We start from the raw sequence: 19636 nt of genomic DNA, 5'->3' as shown, positions 1-19636 counted from the left end.
CGCGCCGATGCTACGGTCCGGGCTGGTCCGTCGCGACGCCAACCCGGCATAGCGAGAAGTCCCCGGCTTCAGCCGGGGGAGGAGTCACACTGAGGGCATGTTCCGCCAGCTCCCCATCAGCCGCCTCACTCCTCCCGACTGGCTGGTCAGGAACCTCAAGCCGCAGCCGGCCCCCGTCCCTTGGGCCGCCGTCGCCCGCGCCGCGATCTCGATGTCCCTGCCGCTCACCATCGGCCTTGCCGCCGGACAGCCGGCGTACGGCGCCCTCGCCTCCATGGGCGCCCTGACGGGGGTCATCGGCGACACCGCCGACGCCTACCGCATGCGGATCCTCAACATCGCCGTCCCCCAGCTCTTCGGCGCGATCGGCGTCACCATCGGCACGCTCGTGTTCGGGCACGGCTGGGTCACCGTCGGCGCCGTCACCGCCGTCGCCCTCCTCTCCGGGATGATCTCGTCGATCGGCGCCGTGGCCTCCGTGTCCGGCCTGCTGCTGCTCCTCTACTGCGTGATCGGCGCCGGACTTCCGCTGCCGGGCGAGTGGTGGCTGACGCCCGTGCTGATGTCCAGCGGCGGGCTCCTGGTCCTCGCCCTGACGCTGCTCGCCTGGCCGCTGCGGTCCGGGGTGCCCGAGCGGGACGCGGTGGCCGCGAGTTACCGGACGGTGGCGGATCTGCTCGCCGCGAGCGGGACCGCGAAGTACGACGACCTCCGCCTCGCCGTCACCCAGTCCTTCAACAAGTCCTACGACCTCGTCCTCGCCCGGCGCGCCTTCCACCACGGCCGCAGCCCCGAACTGGTGCGCCTGCTGGCCCAGTTGAACGCCGTGACACCCCTTGTGGAAGCGGCTCCGGCGGCCCATCAGTACGGGAAACCGCTGCCGACCGAAGTGCCCGCCGCCCTACGCCACCTCGCCGAGGCCGTGGAGACCGGCTACAGCGGCCCGATAGGGCTCAAGCTCCCCGTGCCCGAGAACGAGACCGCGCGCGCCGTCGACCACGCCCTGCGGCACGCGGCCGTCGTGGTGACCCACCAGGCGGCGGACGCACGCAGCGTCGACGACCCGCTCGGCAGGCCCGCCGCCCTGCACATGCGCGCCTTCCGCGCCGCGCGCAACGTCGTCCTGTCCGGTGCCTCCTGGCGCTACGGCCTGCGCCTGGCCCTGTGCATCGGGATCGCACAGGCCCTTGTCTCCATCGTCCCGGTGCCGCGCTCGTACTGGGTCGCCCTCACCGTCACCTTCGTGATGAAGCCCGACTTCGGCTCCGTCTTCTCCCGGGCGCTGCTGCGTGCGCTGGGCACGGTCGCGGGGCTCGTCGTCGCGGCCGGGGTCCTCACCGTCGTACCGCTCGGCTGGTGGGACGTGCCCGTGATGTGCGTCCTCGCGCCGCTCATCCCGGCGTTCACCCCGCGCGGGTACGGCTACCAGACCGCCGCCGTCACCCCGGTGATCCTCCTGCTCTCCGACGTCCTCAACCACCAGGGCACCGCCCTGCTGGTGCCGCGCCTGGTCGACTCCCTCATGGCGTGCGCGATCGCCATCGTCGCCGGGTATCTGCTGTGGCCGGAGAGCTGGCACACCCGTGTCGGCGACCGGCTCGCGCACGCGGTCGCGGACACCGCCGGGTACGTGGAGTACGCGTTCGGCGACAACGCCGACTCCGCCACCCGGGCCCGGATGCGCCGCGGCCTCTACCGCGATCTCTCCGTCATCCGTACGGAGTTCCAGCGCGCCCTCACCGAACCGCCGCCGAACGGCCGACGCGCCGCCGCCTGGCTGCCGCTCGTCGTCGCGGTGGAGCGGATCGTCGACGCGACGACGGCGGCCGGGGTACGGATCCGGCACGGAGCCGCTCGCCCCTCGTCCGGCGAGGTCAGCCAAGTCACCCTGCAACTGCGGGAGTTGTCCGAGGGCCTGCGCAAGACCGACGTACTCTTCGAGGTCCGCACCGACCTCACCGGCCCGTCGGGCAGCGTCCTGGAACCGCTGCGGCAGGAGGTCGCGGCGGCACGGGCGATCACTTCGCCGCACTGACAGGCGGCGGGCAGGGAGGAGGACGGGGGCCGGGTGCGGTCGCACCCTCGTGCTTCAACCGGCCCAGCGCGGTGCGCTTGCGGGGGCGTGCCTGTGCGGTCCCTTGGTTTCAGCGTGGCGCCAGGTGGTGCGTATGTGCGGAAACAGGCCACCGGAATGAACGGGGGGCGAACCCCTGGGATCCGAAGACGTGGGGGGATTACGCGGGTAGCGCCGACGAGGAGCTTGGTCGCAGGGGCTTGTCGAGAGGGCTGGTGGGGCGCTTGTGCGGCGGGGCGCGGGTCGCGACGGGGACGCGGTCTTGACGAGTGCGGGCCCCCGTACTCCGCCCCTGCCCAAGATCACCAGCTGTGACCGCTAACCTTACGTGTCCGTCCTGGCCAGGGATTGACGGGCACCAACTCACGCGAAGGGTTGCGCACATGGGCATTCTCACCGTCTTGCGGAATGCGTTCGGCCGCTCACGCAAGGGCCGTGACACCGACGGGGAGACCTCGCGGGAGGCTTCGACTCCGACGGTTCCGGCACAGGTTTCCGCACAGGCTCCCGCACCGGAGGCCGAGCCGAAGATTCCGGCGCCGTCCTCCGAACTCCGGCCGGAACCAGCCACGGAGCTCCCCGCTCCGACCCCCGCCCCCCAGCCGTCCGTCGTGGACGAGCTGGTCTCGGCAGCGTTCGACAATGTGACGGTTCCTTCGGCTAGGACGCCGAAGCGGGACCCGGAACCGGAACCGGAACCGGCGGCAGCGCCTGCGGCGGAGGCGGAGGTCGCGGCTGAGGCCGAGGTCGAGGCCGAGGTCGAGGCCGAGGTGGAGACGCCCGAGCCGGTCGTTGAACCCGAGACCGTCGCCGAGGTTCCGGAGGCCTCCGAGCCGGAGGCCGAGGTCACCGAGGCGACTCCGGAGCCCGAGGTCGAGGTCGAGGAGACCCCCGAACCGAAGGCCGAGGCGACCCCCGAGCCCGAGGTCGAGGTCGAGGAGACCCCGGCGCCGAAGGCCGAGGAGCAGCCTGCGGCAGCACCGGCCGAGCCGGCCGCCGACGACACCACCGCCACCGCCACCGCCACCGCCACCGCCACCGAGGACCCGACTCCGCTCGCCGCGAAGGCGGACGAACCGGAAGCCGCAGCCGACGACGAAAGTGTCACGGGTGGTGCGGGTGGGAAAACCGATCCGGCCGAAGGCCGGGTGCCCACCCACCGGCCCGAGGCCGACAAGACCCCCGAGGCGGGGGAGGTTCAGGAAACCTCCGACGCGGAGGAGGTCGAGGAAACCCCCGCGACGGAGCCGGCGCCGCTCACCCCGGCCGCCGCCCAGGCAGCCGTACCCGCAAGCCTCCTCACCGCCTACACCGAGGCGGCCACCACCCTCAAGACGCAGAACCTCACCGACACCCGCGCCAAGGTCTACCTCGTCCTGGACCGCTCCGCGAGCATGCGCGCCTACTACAAGGACGGCTCCGCCCAGGCCCTGGGCGAGCAGACCCTCGCCCTCGCCGCCCACCTCGACCCCGAGGCCACGGTCCACGTCGTCTTCTTCTCCACGGAGCTGGACGGCACCGGCGAGCTCACCCTCACCGACCACGAGAACAAGGTGGACGAACTCCACGCAGGCCTCGGCCGCATGGGACGTACGAGCTACCACACGGCCGTGGAAGAAGTCCTCACGCACTACCAGAAGTCGGACACCACGGCCCCCGCCCTCGTCGTCTTCCAGACGGACGGCGCCCCGGACGCCAAGACCCCCGCCACCCAGTCCCTCACGGACGCGGCGAAGAACCACCCCTCCGTCTTCTTCTCCTTCGTCGCCTTCGGAGAGCAGGACAACAAGGCCTTCGACTACCTCCGCAAACTGAACACCGGCAACACGGCCTTCTTCCACGCGGGCCCGACCCCGCGCGAACTGACGGACGCCGAGGTCTACGAGGGCGTACTGGCGAACTGGCGCCCGTAACCCCCACCCGCACCTCACAACGGCCGCCCGCTTCCCACCCGGTAAAACGGGAGGCGGGCGGCCTACCCATGTCGGATACGATTTCAAGGTTCGTAAGACGACCGACGACACGACCTGAAACGACGATCGTCACCCCACGTACCGACCTGGGAGCAGCCCGCAATGGCTCGACACCTCATCACCAGCGCCCTTCCGTATATCAACGGAATCAAGCACCTGGGCAACATGGTGGGGTCCATGCTCCCGGCGGACGTGTACTCCCGGTACCTCCGCCAGCGCGGCCACGACGTCCTCTACATCTGCGGGACGGACGAGCACGGCACCCCGGCCGAGCTGGCCGCGAAGGAGCAGGGCCTCCCGGTCGACGAGTTCTGCGCGCAGGCGCATGACGCGCAGAAGGCGGTGTACGACGGCTTCGCGCTGGCCTTCGACTACTTCGGACGCAGCTCCAGCCCGCAGAACCGCGAGATCACCCAGCACTTCGCCCGCCGCCTGAACGAGAACGGCTTCATCGAGGAGCGCGAGATCCGTCAGGTGTACTCGCCGACGGACGGCCGTTTCCTCCCGGACCGTTACGTCGAGGGCACCTGCCCGCACTGCGGCTACGACAAGGCGCGCGGCGACCAGTGCGAGAACTGCACCCGCGTCCTGGACCCGACCGACCTGATCAACCCGCGCAGCGCCATCTCCGGCTCCACCGATCTGGAGGTCCGGGAGACCACGCACCTCTTCCTCCTCCAGTCGAAGCTGCAGCACGAGGTCGAGGCGTGGATCGACGAGGTCAGCGACGAGTGGCCGCAGCTCGCCTCCTCCATCGCCCGCAAGTGGCTGACCGAGGGCCTGCACGACCGCGCGATCACCCGTGACCTGGACTGGGGCGTCCCGGTCCCGGCCGACACCTGGCCGGAGCTGGCCGCCGCGGGCAAGGTCTTCTACGTCTGGTTCGACGCTCCGATCGAGTACATCGGCGCGACCAAGGAGTGGTCGGACGCCGCGCGAGACACAGACTCGGAGAACCGGGACTGGAAGTCCTGGTGGTACGACGCCGACTCCGGCGAGAACCCGGTCCGCTACACGGAGTTCATGGCCAAGGACAACGTGCCCTTCCACTCGGTGATGTTCCCGGCGACCGAGCTGGGCGTCCGCGAGCCGTGGAAGAAGGTCGACTATCTGAAGTCCTTCAACTGGCTGACGTACTACGGCGGAAAGTTCTCCACGTCCCAGAAGCGCGGTGTCTTCACCGACGCCGCCCTGGACATCCTCCCCGCCGACTACTGGCGCTACTTCCTGATCGCCAACGCCCCCGAGTCGGACGACTCGTCCTTCACCTGGGAGCACTTCACTGCGACGGTGAACAAGGACCTCGCGGACACGCTGGGCAACTTCGTCAACCGGGTCCTGTCCTTCTCGCGCAAGCGCTTCGGCGACGAGGTCCCGGCGGGCTCGGACGCCGGTGCGGCGGAGGCGCGGCTCGGCGAGGAGATCGCGGGCCTGCTCGCGGAGTACGAGTCCCAGATGGAGGCACTCCAGTTCCGCAAGGCGGCCGCCGCACTGCGCGCCCTGTGGTCGGCGGGCAACTCCTACCTGGAGGAGAAGGCCCCCTGGCTGGAGATCAAGACGGACCCGGACGGCGCGGCCCTGACCCTCCGTACGGCGATGAACCTGATCCACCTCTACTCGGTGGTGTCGGAGCCCTTCATCCCGGCGTCGGCGGCAGCCATGCGCTCGGCCTTCTCCCTTCCCGACGACACCGCGACCTGGGTCACGGCGGAGGAGGCGAAGGCGCTGACCGCGGTCCCCGCCGGTACGGCCTTCACCGTTCCCCCCGTGCTCTTCGCCAAGATCACGGACGAGGACCTGGAGTCGTACAAGGAGCGCTTCGGCGGCGCACCGGAGTAGTCACGGCGTGGTGAGGCGGGCCCGGCACCCTGTGGTGTCGGGCCTCTTCACAGAATCCGCCAGGCTGGAAACCGCCCCCGGCGCTGGCATGTCCGCGACCACCCGTATGGTTTCGCCATGGCAGTCCCCGAGGTCATCCCGATCGCGTACGAACCGCACCACCGCACCGAGGCCATCGGCCGTTACGCGGATGGTCAGTTCCTGGCGTCGGTCACGTACGCCTTCCCCGAAGGGTTCCGTCCCGACGACGGCTGGGAAGAGCACAAGCGTCTCTACACGGTGCTTCACACCTTCGACTCCGAGGGCCGGTACCGCGACTCGGAGATCTGGTGCGCGGGCACCTGGGCCGAGCAGCACCGCGCCCCGCACTCCGAGGGCTCGGTCCTCGCCCGGGCCGAGGCCCACCTGGGGAAACTCCTGCGAAGCCTCCCCCGGCGCTCGTACCTGGACATCGCGATCCGCCCCTTCCAAGTCACCGTCGACGGCGTCCTGTTCGGCCTGGTGATCAAGGAGGACGAGGAAGAGACCTGGGCCGAGCTCTACCCGGACCGCCTGGCCTTCGCCGAGCCCTGGGACGGCTCGTACGACACCTGACCTCCACGGGCTGGACCAGTGGGGACTGACAGATCTGCCCCGCGCATGTCTTCCACAAGGCCTGGCCTGGTCACGGCCGCCGGGGCCGGCACAGATCTGCCAATCGTCGAGGATTCCGAGATCCCGGAGAGCACCCCGGACCAGGCCTGACTGTTCGTGGCGAACCCGGTCCCGGGCCGACTCTGCACGACAGCCGAATGGGCCCGAAACCAGTGGAGTTCCGGGCCCTTCGCCGACCAGTTGCGCGCTACGAAGCCGGCGCCGACGCGCTCGGCACCGTGTCCGTGCTGTCCTCGTTCTCGTCCGGGGCCACGCCCAGCGTCAGGTCGGCTTGGACACCCCGGGCGAGGTGCCTCTTGTCGTACCTGAGGTGGAGAAGGCCGCCCTCGGCGCCGTTGTCCGGGTAGATCGTGTCCTCGTCGAGGGTCGTCCGGGCGATGGTGTTCGTCGAGTACGGGTCCAGCTCGGCGGAGGCAAGCACCGACTCCTCGTCGAAGAAGAGCTGGCCCGTGTGGCAGGTGTGGCCGCCCTCGTAACCGGAGGAGGTCCACTCGCCGTCCACGTGGACCTTCACGTGGATGTGCACGCAGCGGCCCTGGTACCAGCCCGGGAAGACGGTCCTGAACGTGACGAAGCCGTGCTTGTCCGTCCGCCACGTGCCGCGCAGATAGCGCTCGTCGTCGGTCGGCTCCTGGTGAACCGGACCGCCGGGGCCGCCGGGGCCGCCCGTCGGGGGCGGGCCGGTGGGGACGCCGGTGGGCCGGGTGCCGCCGCCACCGCCGTTGCCCATGTCCTCGTAGCCCGAGTAGATGCCCAGGGCCGAGCAGTGCCAGATGTCGACGGCGGCGTTCCGTACCGGTCTGCAGGTCTCGGCGTCGATCACCTTGAGCCGGAGGGCGAGGGGGATGCCCTCCTCGTCCTCGGTGACGTTCTGGCGGATCTTGTCGGCGTCGATGTAGTACGGACCCTCGGTGGTCTCCGTGGTCAGGACGTAGCAGGCCTCCGGGGTGCCGGACGAGCTCGCGGATTCCGTCGCGAGTGGACCGTCGCCCGCGAAGGCGTTCGCGCCCAGGCCGGCCGCCAGACCCGCTGCCGCGACCGTCGCACCGCCGGCGACGATGACCCGACGGCGCGTCAGTTCCCGTTCCGTTGCTGTGTGTTGGGGGTTCTCAGTCATGACCGCGGAGATTATGAAGTGAACCTGTCAAAGCACTGTGATTGGCGGGGGTCCCCGAGGACTACATGAGAATGGCTCGGAACCGGTGTCGATTCCGAGCCATTCGAACCCGTGGGGGACGCGGACGAAGGTCTACTTCGGCTGCGGCTTCCGTACGGAAATGTGCAGCTCGCGGAGGCGGGACTCCTCCAGCTCCGTCGGCGCGCCCATCATCAGGTCCTGCGCGTTGCCGTTGAGCGGGAACGCGATGGTCTCGCGGATGTTCGGCTCGTCGGCGAGAAGCATGACGATGCGGTCGACGCCGGGCGCGATGCCGCCGTGCGGCGGGGCGCCGAAGCGGAACGCGCGGAGCATGCCGGCGAACTGCTCCTCGACGGTGTCACGGTCGTAGCCCGCGAGCTCGAAGGCCTTGAGCATGATGTCGGGCTCGTGGTTCCGGATCGCGCCGGAGGACAGCTCGACGCCGTTGCAGACGATGTCGTACTGCCAGCCCAGGACGTCCAGCGGGTCCTGGGTCTCCAGGGCCTCCAGGCCGCCCTGCGGCATCGAGAACGGGTTGTGCGAGAAGTCGAGCTTCCCGGTCTCCTCGTCCTTCTCGTACATCGGGAAGTCGACGATCCAGCAGAAGCGGAAGACGCCCTCCTCGAAGTGACCGGCACGCTTCGCGGCTTCCACCCGCACCGCGCCCATGATCTTCGAGACCTCGTCGAACTCACCCGCGCCGAAGAACACCGCGTGGCCCGCGGCGAGCGACAGGCGCTTCGTCAGCTCCGCGACGTTCTCCTCGGTCAGGAACTTGGCGATCGGGCCGGTCAGCGAACCGTCCTCGGTCACTCGCACCCACGCCAGGCCCTTCGCCCCCTGCTCGACCGCGTAGTCACCGAGGCCGTCGAAGAACTTCCGCGACTGCCCGGCGACGCCCGGCACCGGCAGCGCGCGCACGTGCTTGCCCGCGAACGCCTTGAACTCCGAGCCCTCGAAGACATCGGTGATGTCGACGAGCTCCAGCTGGGCCCGCAGGTCCGGCTTGTCGGAGCCGTACTTCAGCATCGACTCGCGGAACGGGATGCGCGGGAAGGGCGAGGTGACATGGCGGCCGCCGCCGAACTCCTCGAAGAGCTCCGTCATGAGCTTCTCGATCGGCTGGAAGACGTCCTCCTGCTCGACGAAGGACATCTCCACGTCGAGCTGGTAGAACTCGCCCGGCGAACGGTCCGCGCGCGCGTCCTCGTCGCGGAAACAGGGCGCGATCTGGAAGTAGCGGTCGAAGCCGGAGATCATCAGCAGCTGCTTGAACTGCTGCGGAGCCTGCGGGAGGGCGTAGAACCTGCCCGGGTTCAGCCGGGACGGGACCACGAAGTCACGGGCGCCCTCGGGGGAGGTCGCGGACAGGATCGGGGTCGCCATCTCGTTGAAGCCCAGCGCCGTCATCTTGTGACGGATCGCCGAGATCACGGCCGTACGCAGCAGGATGTTGCGGTGCATGCGCTCGCGGCGCAGGTCCAGGAAGCGGTACTCCAGGCGCCGCTCCTCGTTGACCCCGTCCTCGGCGTTGATCGTGAACGGGAGCGGGGCCGCCGCACCGAGCAGCTCGACCTCGCTCACCTCGACCTCGACCTCGCCGGTCGGCAGATCCGGGTTCACGTTCTCCGCGCCGCGCGAGACGACCCTGCCGTCGACGCGGACCGTCGACTCCTTGGAGATCTTGTCGAGCGCCTCATAGGCGGGCGTGCCGGGGCGGGCGACGAGCTGCGTGATGCCGTAGTGATCGCGCAGATCGATGAAGAGGATGCCGCCCAGGTCGCGCCGATTGTGCAGCCAGCCACTCAGCCGGACGTCACTGTCGACGTCAGAGGCGCGGAGCTCGCCGCAGGTGTGGGACCTGTACCGATGCATCGTCGTTTCATCCAGTCTTCGCGGATCAGAGGCTGTATTCACGTGAACGGATCGGAACCGATCGAGCCGTGAACAGAGCCGTGGATCGAGCCCTGTTTCACGTGAAACTTCCCCAAGACTACCGGCCACGCCAAGATCACTCCCCCCTATATCCCCGCCGCAGCCCACTGCGACCGCGACACGGTCTAGGTGGCAGGTACGGATCTCCTCTCCCTACAGTGGGTCAATGCGCACTGGTGAGCCCCTGCCCGCCATGGGGGACGTCCTGGCCGTCCTCGGGACCGGCGTATGGCGCTGGGACACCGCCACCGGGCTGGTCACGGTCGATGCCGAAGCCGCACGGCTGCTCGGCCTGCCCGCGGAGCCCTCCACGCTGACGCGGGCCACGGCACGCTCCCGGATGCACCCCGTCGACTGGAACGAGATCACCGCGGTCGTCCAGCTGGCCGTCGCCGAAAGCACCCTCGCCGAGGTCCGGGTCCGGATCATGGACGAGCAGGGCCGGGTGGTCCGTACGCTGCGCTGCCGCTGCAAGCCGATGTTCACCCCGCGGAAGCCGGCGTACGACATGATCGGCACGCTCCAGGAGGTCACCGAACCCTCGCCGGACGCCGCGTGGCGCACGCCCATCACCGGTGACTGGCGGCGCTCGCGCGAGGCGTTCCTGCTGGACGCCGGGCGCGCGCTGGCCGAGGCCCGGTCCACGGCGGAGGTGCTGCGGGTCGCGGCGGGCCTGTCGATGCCCGGGTTCTCGCCGGACGGGCTCGCCGTCTTCGGCGCGGAGGGCGACCGGCTGACGGTCATCGGACACCACGGGCAGCAGCCGGGCGACGAGGGACCGTTCGCCCACATGTCCCTGACCACGGCCTATCCGGCCGCGGAGGTCGTCAGAACCGGTCGCGCCGTCTATCTCTCCTCCCCGGAGGACTACAAGGAGCGCTATCCCGTCTCCTGGCCGCTGGCCCAGCGCTTCGGTCGGCAGTCCTGGGCGTTCCTGCCCCTGACGGTCGCGGGCCGCACGATGGGCGCGTGGATGGCGGCCTTCGCCTACCCCGTCACCTTCACACCCGACGAACGCGCGGTCCTGACGACCGTGGCCCGCATGCTCGCCCAGGCCCTCTCCCGCGCCGGCGCCGCCGAGACCGAGCGGGAGCTGACCGACGGCCTCCAGCGCTCGATGATGCCCACGCTGGGCCCCCAGATGCCGGGCATGACCGTCGCCGCGCGCTACGTCCCCACCGGCGGCGGGCTCCAGGTCGGCGGCGACTGGTACGACATGATCCCGCTCCCGGCCGGCCGGTTCGCCCTCGTCATCGGCGACGTCCAGGGCCATGACGTCCGCGCGGCCGGCCTGATGGGCCAGCTCCGGATCGCGCTGCGCGCGTACGCCGCCGAGGGCCACCGCCCGGACGCGGTGCTCTCCCGCGCCTCACGCTTCCTGTACGGGGTCACGGACTCGGTGACGTACGGCTCCAGCGGCGACAGCGACAGCGAGGGCGACGCCGGTGACATGCGCTTCGCGACCTGCCTGTACGTCGAGGTCGACCCGGAGACCGGGACGCTGGACATCGCCCGTGCCGGGCACCCGGACCCGGCGATACGGATGGCGGACGGGACCGTGCTGACGCGCCCCACGGCGGGCGGGCTGCCGCTCGGCATCGACCCGGACGCCGACTATCCGACGACCCGGCTCGTCCTGGAGCCCGGCGAGACCATGCTGATCTGCACCGACGGGCTGATCGAGACCGGCGGCCACGACCTCGACACCGGCTGGCGGCGCATTCGCCGGATCCTCGAGGCCCATGACGGCGACATGGAGGCCCTCGCCGACGCCCTGGTCCAGGCCGTCCACGGGCCCTCCTCGCACCACACCCCCGGTCCGCTGGTGGACAGGCGCGAGGACGACATAGCCGTGCTGCTGCTGTGCCGGATGGGGCCGGGCTGCGGCTGCGGCGACACGGTCACGGCCGTACGGTCCTTCACGCGCCGTACCGTGCTGACCGTGGCGCAGGCCGAGCCCGAGGGCGTCGCGGTCGCCCGCCGGCAGGTGCGGGAACTCCTCCACGACTGGACGTCCGAGGACCAGCTCGACTCCGCCGTCCTGCTCGTCTCCGAGATGATGACGAACGTCCTCGTGCACACGGACGCCGACGCCCTCCTCCTCGCCGAGGTGACCGGCGAGGGCGACAAGCGCCGGATGCGGGTGGAGGTCACCGACGCCAGCGACGACCTGCCGCACAGACGCCACCCGGGCGAACTGGCGTCCTCCGGGCGTGGGCTGGTCCTGGTGGAACTCCTCGCGGACCTGTGGGGCGTGGACCCGCGGGGCGAGGGGAAGAGCATCTGGTTCGAGTTCTACGAGCCCGCTCCCGATGGCTCCGGCGGCTCCTCCGACGCCTCCGACGCATCCGCTGAGTAGCGCGTCCGCAGCTCCGACAGCACCCCGAACGCGGCCGCCGTCAGCGGTACGGCGAGCAGCATGCCCAGGATCCCCGCGACGGACGCCCCCGCGGTGATCGCCAGCATCACCACCGCAGGATGCATCTGCACGGTCCGGCTCTGGATCATCGGCTGCAGCACATGGCCCTCGAGGACCTGCACGGCGAGCACCACTCCGAGCGCCCACAGCGCGATGACGACGCCCCGGTCCGCGAGCGCGACCAGCACGGCCACCGCGCCGGAGAGGAAGGCGCCGAGATACGGGATGTACGCGCCCACGAAGACCAGCGCGCCCAGTCCCACCGCGCCCGGAACGTCGAGGATCAGCAGTCCGACCGTGATGCACACGGCGTCGATGAACGCGATGATCGTCGTCCCGCGCATAAAGCCCTCGACGGCCTCGAAGGCACGGCGGGCCATGGCTTCGACGGTGTCCGCGGTGCCGCGCGGCGCGAGTGAACGCAGGGCTCCCACGGCCCGGTGGGAGTCCCGGAGGAAGAAGAAGACAAGCAGCAGGGCGAGCACCGCCATGGCGATCACCTCGCCGACGACACTGATGCCGCTGATCACCCCGGAGGCCGCCGTACCGCCGAACTTGGACAGCAGGTCCTTGGCGTTGGTCGCGAGGTCGTCGAGTGACGTGCCCGCCGCTCCGAAGTGTTCGGAGACCGACTTGGCGGCCTGCTTGAGCGAGGACACGATCTCGTCGCCGGTGTCGATGAGCGCGGCGACGACGACGTAGACGGCCCCGCCGACCACCGCGACGACCGCGACACAGGTGAGCCCGGCCGCCACCGACCGGTTCACCCGGGCCTTCACCAGCCGCTGGTACAGCGGCCCCAGCAGCGCCGTCCCCAGCAGCGCGAGGAGCACCGGCACGACCGCCGTCCGCACCTGGGAGCACAACTCGACGCCGACCCAGCCGACCCCGGCGGCCAGCAGGATCACCGCACACCAGGCCGCCAACCGCCGGGCACCTTCGGGAAGTAGCTGCACACGCCCACCCGACCACGGCCGGAGCGGGTCGTCCTGCCGGAACGGTCCAGCCGGGTGACGCGGCGTCAGGGGCGCGCACCCCGTCGCTGCCTCACGGGGCTGGAGGCCGGGTCTGCGGTCGTCCAGCGGGTGTCGCCGTCGGGATCGCCTCCAGCGCGGCGACGACGAGCTCACGTCCCGGAAAGGCCGGGGTGGACATGTCCCCCAACTTCCCCTTTGGAGATGGTTTCTGACTGCCCGTCATCCGTGAACTCACATGACCCGAGCACGGTAGATTTTTTGCGCAACGGTGTGCAATTCTGTGGCCGCGAACGACCGGAGTGACCTTTGGCTCAGGTAGCTCGGCGCAGCCCCTGCGACGCCTTCCTCCGTTCGTCCGTCCCCCCACCAACGAACTTGGAAACGGACTCCATGTCGCAGCACAGAATTTCACGTCGCCGACTGATGAGCGCAGGGATGGTGTTGGGTGCCCTGGGAACGGTCGGGGTGGTGACCCGGGCCATGGCGACCGCCCCCGCCGGCGAGCTGAGCTCTCCAGGGGACCAACTCACCTTCCCCTCACCGGACCTGACGCCCTACGTGGACGACCTGTGGATCCCCCCGTCGCTGAGCGGTGACCGCACCCTGTCCATGGCCCGGTCCAGCCACCGCTTTCACCGGGACCTGGACACCGCACCCACCTGGTCCTTCGGAGGACAGCCGTATCTGGGCCCGACGATCGAGGCCCGGTCGGGAGAGACGCTCAAGCTCAAGTTCACCAACAACCTGAACGGCCATCTGTTCGCCAACGAGATCGACACCACCTTGGACGGAGCGTCCGAGGAGGACCGCACCCGGCCCCGCACCTCGGTCCATCTGCACGGCGCGGTCGTGCGGCCCGAGTTCGACGGGCACACCGAGAACACCTTCCGCACCGGCGCGTCGATGACCTACGAGTTCACCAACGGGCAGGAGGCCACCGCCCTTTGGTACCACGACCACGCGATGGGGATCACCCGGCTGAACGTCCCCGCGGGGCTCGCCGGGATGTACCTGATCCGGGACGAGTTCGACACCGGCACCTCGAGCAACCCGCTGGGGCTGCCGAGTGGCGACTACGAGATTCCTCTGATCATCGCCGACCACCGCTTCAACGCGGACGGATCGCTGAATCCCCGTACCGCCCGCAGCACCCCCGAGGGCACGCTCCAGGGGCCCATGATCGGCGACATGATGTCGGTGAACGGTGTCGTGATGCCGAAACTGGAAGTGGCGCGAGGGCTGTATCGGTTCCGGCTGCTGAACGCGTCCAACTGGCGGGCGTATCACCTCTATCTGTCCAACAACATGCCCTTCCGGGTCATCGGGAACGACGGTGGTCTGCTCAACAGCAGTGTCAGCACCACATCGATCCGGGTCAGTCCTGGTGAGCGCGCGGACCTGCTGATCGACTTCTCCGGCCTGTCCGGCGGCGACACGGTCGAGCTGCGCAACGACGAGCAGGTGAACCCCGCCATCGCCGCCACCAGCGGTGCCTACACCCTGTCCCGGGTCATGCGCTTCACCGTCGCCAGCAGCCAGGGCTTCACCAAGGCCGCGCCGACCGTGCTGCGGGGCGGTGCGTCCCAGCCCGCTCCCCTGCCGCCGGCCGTGCCCGTATCGACCCGGCGGGTGGTGGGCCTGACGTTGACTGCCGAGGGCATGGCCCTCAGCAACCTCTGCTACGACCAAGATCCGATAGAGAAGCCCAAGCAGGGCAGTACCGAGGTCTGGGAGATCGTCAACTCCACCGTGGAGGACCATCCCGTTCACCTGCACCTGGTGAACATGCGGGTCCTCAGCCGCCAGTCCTTCGACATCAACGGCTACCTCAAGGCCAACCCGGCCCCGTCCATGGGGAACCGCTGGGCCCCGCCGGCCGACGCCCACCTGACCGGGCAGAGTCAGGCCCCGGCACCCTGGGAGGCCGGACTGAAGGACACCGTGCTGTGCCCGCAGAACACGGTCACCCGCGTCCTGATCCGCTTCCCGACCGCCGACGAGCTGGGCTTCGACCCCGACGCGGTGTTCACGTCCCAGAGCGGCGAACACCTGCAGGGCTACGTCTGGCACTGCCACCTCATCGACCACGAGGACGACTGCATGATGGCCAAGTACCGCATCGTGTCCTGAACCTGACCCTGGCCCTGCCGGCCGCCGGGTCGTTTCGCGGCGGCCCGGCGGCGGTGGGCACCGAGGGCCCCTGTTCGCCCATCGGGGTCACCGATGCCGCAAGGAGCACGGTCGGTCCTGTGGTCAGGCGGAGTGGATTGCCTGGGTCGGGGTTTCCCCGACCCGACTGCCTCAGCGGTTGAACTGCGCGCGGGTCCGGGGCTTCGGGCACGAGTGACGCGAGCTGTCACCCGGACGGGGATCGGCAGATCTGGACCAATCCGCACTACTGGGATCAGGTGTTTCCGGGACTCTCGACCGCCCCAGATCCGCCCGTCACGCAAACCCCGCCACCGCTCAGCCGGGCAGCGAGTAAGCGGGTTCGAACCAGACCGTCTTACCGATGCCGTACGGCCGGGGCTCCGCCTCCCGTGTTTCCGCGAGCGCGTCGGCCAGGGCGAGGTCTCGGCCGGAGTCGTCGTCCACCCCGGCCGACCTGGGTGTCGGAAGCGAGCCGTTCGCATCCGACACCCCGACGTGGAGGGCGATCCTTTCCTTAAATCGCCCCCCCTGCCCTCACACCAACCACGTCCGTGGGCTCGAAGCTCGGCACTCAAAGCCCCCGCTTCAGCGTCTCCGCTGACGCCTGGACCGCCCTAATTGCACACGCGTACGGCAACGGAGCCTGGCCCCGAGTTCCAAGCCGCAGGACCCGAGCCCCGTTTGCAAGGAATGGGTAGAATGTTGAACCCGAGCTCCCACCCTTCCCACGCTTCAACTGCCGAGCACAGCAGCACAGATCACTTTTCACAATCGGCTGCGACGCTCCGCCGCAATCACTTAGCGTTCGCGGTAACAAACAACCCCGGTCGGGTGTTACCAGCACCCGCCGGGGTCTCACCACAGGATCGAACGGACCGATCTCATGGATGACAGCGACTCTAACGCTGCCCTGCCCAATCCCGCACGCCTCGTGGCCCCGCCCGGATTCAATACCCGGGCACTCGCAAGACCTCTCCCAGACAGGCCGGAAGTGGTGGCCGGCATGGCGATCCACGTGGGGGTGTACCTACGTCAATCCGAGCGTCGCACCACCGGCAGCGAGGCCAGCACTGCCGCCCAGCGCGAAGAGTGCCTGGCGGCCCTGGATCAATGGGACGTCCAACCGGCCCACGTCGAGGTGTACGAGGACCTGGGGATCAGCGCCTTCAAGAACGTGGAGCGCCCCGCCTACGAACAGCTGCTGCGCGATGTCCGAGCCGGACGCATCAACGTGATCATGGTGCATTACATGTCCCGCCTCAGTCGGAAGAACGCCATGGAGACTTTCGACGAACTTCGCCCGCTTCTCAGTAACCGGGTTCGCATCATCAGCGTCGGCGAGCGTCGCGAGTTCCACACCGACAATCCGCTCGCCCTCATGGAACTCCTGTTCAAGCTTCAGGCCAGCCACGAAGAGAGCCTGAACAAGAGCCGTGCTGTCAAGGCCGCCAAGGCCCTGGAGGCCAGCTTGGGCGGGTACACGGGCAAGGCTCCCTTCGGCTTCACCCTCGTCCGCGAGACACGCAGGTCCGCCGACGACAAGCCGATCAGCGTCAAGTTCCTCACCCCTGACGAGGAGCACGAAGCACCGATCGTCCACCGAATCGTGGAGATCGTCGAGGAATGGATCGCGACGAAGGACCCATCCGGCTCCTGCTGGAAGCTTGCCCTCCGCCTCGAAGCCGAAGGGCATCTGACACGCGGCAAGAGGGCCGCACAGCAGCACGCAGACTCGCTCTGGGACGGGGCTACCGTGAAGCGCATTCTGGTTGACCCGCGTATCGCCGGATTCGCTTGCGAGAGCGTGTATGGCGTCCGCCGAGACGGCACACCGAGCAACAAAATCGCCGAGTACCGGATCGTCCTGGACGACAGCGGCAAACCCGTACTTGCGTACGAGGCGATCGTCAGTCCTGAGCGTTGGCACCACGTGCAGATGTGGGTCAGAGACCGTCATCCCGGCGGTGGGGACTGGCAGGGCGAACCCACAGGGGTCCTGTCCACGATGAAGCTCCTGTACTGCGAGTGCGGGTCATACATGACACACGGCGGCACCGGCTCCAAGAAGCACTACCGGTGCCGCCGTCGGGCCGTGAAGCCGGGTCAGCACATGGGAGAGGTGACCATCGGCGCGAAGGGCATCGAGGAGTATCTCGCCCGTCGGGTTCTCGCTGTGATCGCGACAGCGCACGACGACGAAGCGACCATGACCGTTCTCGCACACGCGTCGGCACGTTACGCGCATGAACAGGAGCAGCAGGACTCCTCGCAAGTCGCGCAGGAGCGGGATCGCCTCTTGACCGAACGTGCGAACCTGCGGCACTCACGTCAGAAGCACCATGCGGACAAGCAACACATCATGCTGAAAGGCGGATTCATCGACGCCGTCGCGCAAGACGAGTGGGACAAGACCGAGCGTGTCCTCGCGGAGCACATGAAGGCACTTGATGCCCGTATCGCAGAACTCGGGAACAGCAAGCAGGTCGAACTACCTTGCTCCGCTTGGCTACCGAGTGACGGCTCGGACCCCGTGGGTCCGGGTTCCTGGTGGGACCAGGCCACCCGAGACGACAAACGCGCTTTCCTCCGGCTCTTCCTGGACGGCGTGGAAGTCCGCAAGGCGTACCGCCACGCCGGACAAGGGGTACCCACAGAGTCACGCGTCAGCATCACCTGGGCAGGCGGGGTGACTCTCGGCGGCTTGCCGAACACCGAGAGACTGCACAAGCCTGTCTGAACAACAGCCTGGAGCAGGATCGTCGGCCGGCCTCCGAGCCGACCGACGATCTGCCAAGTGGCTACAGCCCGCCCTCGGTCATCCCATGTACCGCCGGGACCGTGCCGAGCCGGCCCTTCTGGAAGTCCTCGAAGGCCTGCTGGAGTTCCTCGCGGGTGTTCATCACGAAGGGGCCGTAGTGGGCCATGGGCTCGCGGATCGGCTGACCGCCGAGGAGTACAACCTCCAGATCCGGCGTGCGCGAGTCCTGCTTCTCGTCCGCGCGGACAGTCAACGAGGATCCGGAGCCGAAGACCGCTGTCTGTCCCAGGTGGACGGGACGCCGATCGATACCGACCGAGCCGCGCCCGGCCAGGACATAGGCCAAGGCGTTGAAGTCCTCACGCCACGGGAGCGTGATCTCCGCACCCGGCGCCAGCGTCGCATGGATCATCGTGATCGGCGTGTGCGTGATGCCCGGACCCTGGTGACCGTCCAGCTCGCCCGCGATCACTCGCAGCAGTGCACCACCGTCCAGCGAGGTCAGAAGCTGGACCTGGCCACCACGGATGTCCTGGTAGCGCGGGTCCTTCATCTTGTCCTTGGCCGGCAGGTTGACCCAGAGCTGAAGCCCGTGGAACAGCCCACCGGACCTCACCAGCGACTCGGGCGGGGTCTCGATGTGCAGAAGGCCGGAGCCCGCTGTCATCCATTGAGTGTCCCCGTTCGTGATGGTGCCGCCACCACCGTTGGAGTCCTGGTGAACGAACGTGCCGTCAATGATGTATGTGACGGTCTCGAAGCCGCGGTGAGGGTGCCAGGGTGTCCCTTTTGGTTCATTTGCCCCGTACTCCACCTCACCCATCTGGTCCATCATGATGAACGGGTCGAGGTGGCGGTAGTTGATCCCGGCGAACGCACGGCGGACCGGGAAGCCCTCGCCCTCGAAGCCGCCGGGCGCGGTCGTCACGGTGAGCACCGGGCGGGCCACGGCTTCGGCGGGCGCCACCACTCGGGGCAGGGCCAACGGGTTCTCGACGGTCACTGCAGGCATGTCGGTACCTCCTTGTGCGTTCACTTTAGTTGATTGTTGAACTTTCTGCCACCCGTAACGACGAACGCCCGGAGGGCATTCCCTCCGGGCGTTCACGCGCTGATCCAGGTATGTCAGCCGTGCATACGACGTCAGCCGTACATACGGCGCATCGCGAAGTCCACCATCTGCTCCACGGCCTTCGCGTCGAAGACCATGCGGTGCTCGCCCTCCATGTCGAGGACGAAGCCGTAGCCGGTGGGGAGCAGGTCGATCACCTCGGCGCCGGTGATCACGAAGTACTTGGACTCCTTGCCGGCGTACCGGCGGAGCTCCTTGAGGGAGGTGAACATGGGGATGACCGGCTGCTGGGTGTTGTGCAGCGCGAGGAATCCGGGGTTGTCGCCACGCGGGCAGTACACCTTCGACGTGGCGAAGACCTGCTGGAAGTCCTCGGCGGCCATCGACCCCGTGGTGAACGCACGGACCGCGTCCGCGAGGGACGGCGGGGACGGCTCGGGGTAGAGCGGCTGCTGCTGCCCGTACCCGCCGGGCATCTGGCCGCCCGGCATCTGCCCGGGCATCTGCTGCTGGGGCGCGGCGTACCCCTGCTGTGCGCCCGCGTTCTGGTCATAGCCGTACATGCGCGCAAGCGTACCGAGACGGCCGTCCGGGCGGGCGGGTACGGGGGCGACCGACGGGACTGGAGGCCGTCCGCCTACGGCGG

13 protein-coding genes are annotated in these 19636 nt (G+C 68.9%); 7 read left to right on the top strand and 6 right to left on the bottom strand.

Annotated elements, in window-relative coordinates; all coding sequences use genetic code 11:
- The first annotated feature begins 97 nt into the window (after window positions 1-97).
- The 4 genes from ACFWP7_RS07420 (at window position 98) to ACFWP7_RS07405 (ending at window position 6480) form a co-directional block, all read left to right on the top strand.
- On the top strand, window positions 98-2035 hold the full coding sequence (locus ACFWP7_RS07420; protein ID WP_384377457.1) for an FUSC family protein: 1938 nt from the start codon (window positions 98-100) through the stop codon (window positions 2033-2035).
- A 422-nt stretch (window positions 2036-2457) separates the two neighbouring features.
- Window positions 2458-3987 (top strand): VWA domain-containing protein, encoded by a 1530-nt coding sequence (locus ACFWP7_RS07415; protein ID WP_384377454.1) that lies wholly within the window; start codon window positions 2458-2460, stop codon window positions 3985-3987.
- Between the two features lie 162 nt (window positions 3988-4149).
- Window positions 4150-5886, top strand: a complete 1737-nt coding sequence (gene metG / locus ACFWP7_RS07410; protein WP_384377451.1) for a methionine--tRNA ligase — start codon at window positions 4150-4152, stop codon at window positions 5884-5886.
- A gap of 117 nt (window positions 5887-6003) precedes the next feature.
- Window positions 6004-6480: a hypothetical protein gene (locus ACFWP7_RS07405; RefSeq protein WP_384377448.1), complete on the top strand. Its 477-nt coding sequence runs from the start codon at window positions 6004-6006 to the stop codon at window positions 6478-6480.
- 247 nt (window positions 6481-6727) lie between these two features.
- On the opposite strand, the gene ACFWP7_RS07400 is transcribed toward ACFWP7_RS07405, so the two are convergent.
- Together ACFWP7_RS07400 and aspS are read right to left on the bottom strand one after the other, a co-directional pair.
- Window positions 6728-7657, bottom strand: a complete 930-nt coding sequence (locus ACFWP7_RS07400; RefSeq protein ID WP_384377445.1) for an intradiol ring-cleavage dioxygenase — start codon at window positions 7655-7657, stop codon at window positions 6728-6730.
- Between the two features lie 132 nt (window positions 7658-7789).
- Window positions 7790-9553, bottom strand: coding sequence for an aspartate--tRNA ligase (aspS, locus tag ACFWP7_RS07395; protein ID WP_384377442.1), 1764 nt, complete (start codon window positions 9551-9553; stop codon window positions 7790-7792).
- A 226-nt stretch (window positions 9554-9779) separates the two neighbouring features.
- On the opposite strand from aspS, the gene ACFWP7_RS07390 reads away from it, so the two are divergent.
- Window positions 9780-11972: a SpoIIE family protein phosphatase gene (locus tag ACFWP7_RS07390; RefSeq protein WP_384377439.1), complete on the top strand. Its 2193-nt coding sequence runs from the start codon at window positions 9780-9782 to the stop codon at window positions 11970-11972.
- Here the strand turns inward: ACFWP7_RS07390 and ACFWP7_RS07385 are convergent.
- Window positions 11909-12988 (bottom strand): AI-2E family transporter, encoded by a 1080-nt coding sequence (locus ACFWP7_RS07385; protein WP_384377436.1) that lies wholly within the window; start codon window positions 12986-12988, stop codon window positions 11909-11911. The genes ACFWP7_RS07390 and ACFWP7_RS07385 overlap by 64 nt on opposite strands.
- A 501-nt stretch (window positions 12989-13489) precedes the next feature.
- Here ACFWP7_RS07385 and ACFWP7_RS07380 point away from each other — a divergent pair.
- Complete coding sequence (locus tag ACFWP7_RS07380; RefSeq protein ID WP_384377433.1) at window positions 13490-15139, top strand: multicopper oxidase family protein; 1650 nt, start codon at window positions 13490-13492, stop codon at window positions 15137-15139.
- 336 nt (window positions 15140-15475) lie between these two features.
- Here ACFWP7_RS07380 and ACFWP7_RS07375 read toward each other — a convergent pair whose 3' ends face one another.
- A complete protein-coding gene (locus tag ACFWP7_RS07375; RefSeq protein WP_384377430.1) occupies window positions 15476-15604 on the bottom strand; it encodes a hypothetical protein in 129 nt (42 codons plus the stop codon).
- Window positions 15605-16043: 439 nt separating this feature from the next.
- Here ACFWP7_RS07375 and ACFWP7_RS07370 point away from each other — a divergent pair, with 439 nt between their 5' ends.
- Window positions 16044-17897: a recombinase family protein gene (locus tag ACFWP7_RS07370; protein ID WP_384377427.1), complete on the top strand. Its 1854-nt coding sequence runs from the start codon at window positions 16044-16046 to the stop codon at window positions 17895-17897.
- 61 nt (window positions 17898-17958) lie between these two features.
- Here ACFWP7_RS07370 and ACFWP7_RS07365 read toward each other — a convergent pair whose 3' ends face one another.
- Both ACFWP7_RS07365 and ACFWP7_RS07360 read right to left on the bottom strand, forming a co-directional pair.
- Window positions 17959-18930, bottom strand: coding sequence for a pirin family protein (locus ACFWP7_RS07365; protein ID WP_384377424.1), 972 nt, complete (start codon window positions 18928-18930; stop codon window positions 17959-17961).
- Between the two features lie 131 nt (window positions 18931-19061).
- Complete coding sequence (locus ACFWP7_RS07360) at window positions 19062-19553, bottom strand: SseB family protein (protein WP_365441298.1); 492 nt, start codon at window positions 19551-19553, stop codon at window positions 19062-19064.
- Between the last annotated feature and the right edge of the window lie 83 nt (window positions 19554-19636).

Origin of the sequence: Streptomyces sp. NPDC058470 (assembly GCF_042721055.1) — a bacterium.
Lineage (GTDB): Bacteria > Actinomycetota > Actinomycetes > Streptomycetales > Streptomycetaceae > Streptomyces.
The sequence above is the reverse complement of the archived record's forward strand: the minus strand, read 5'-3'. Positions and strand labels throughout refer to the sequence as shown.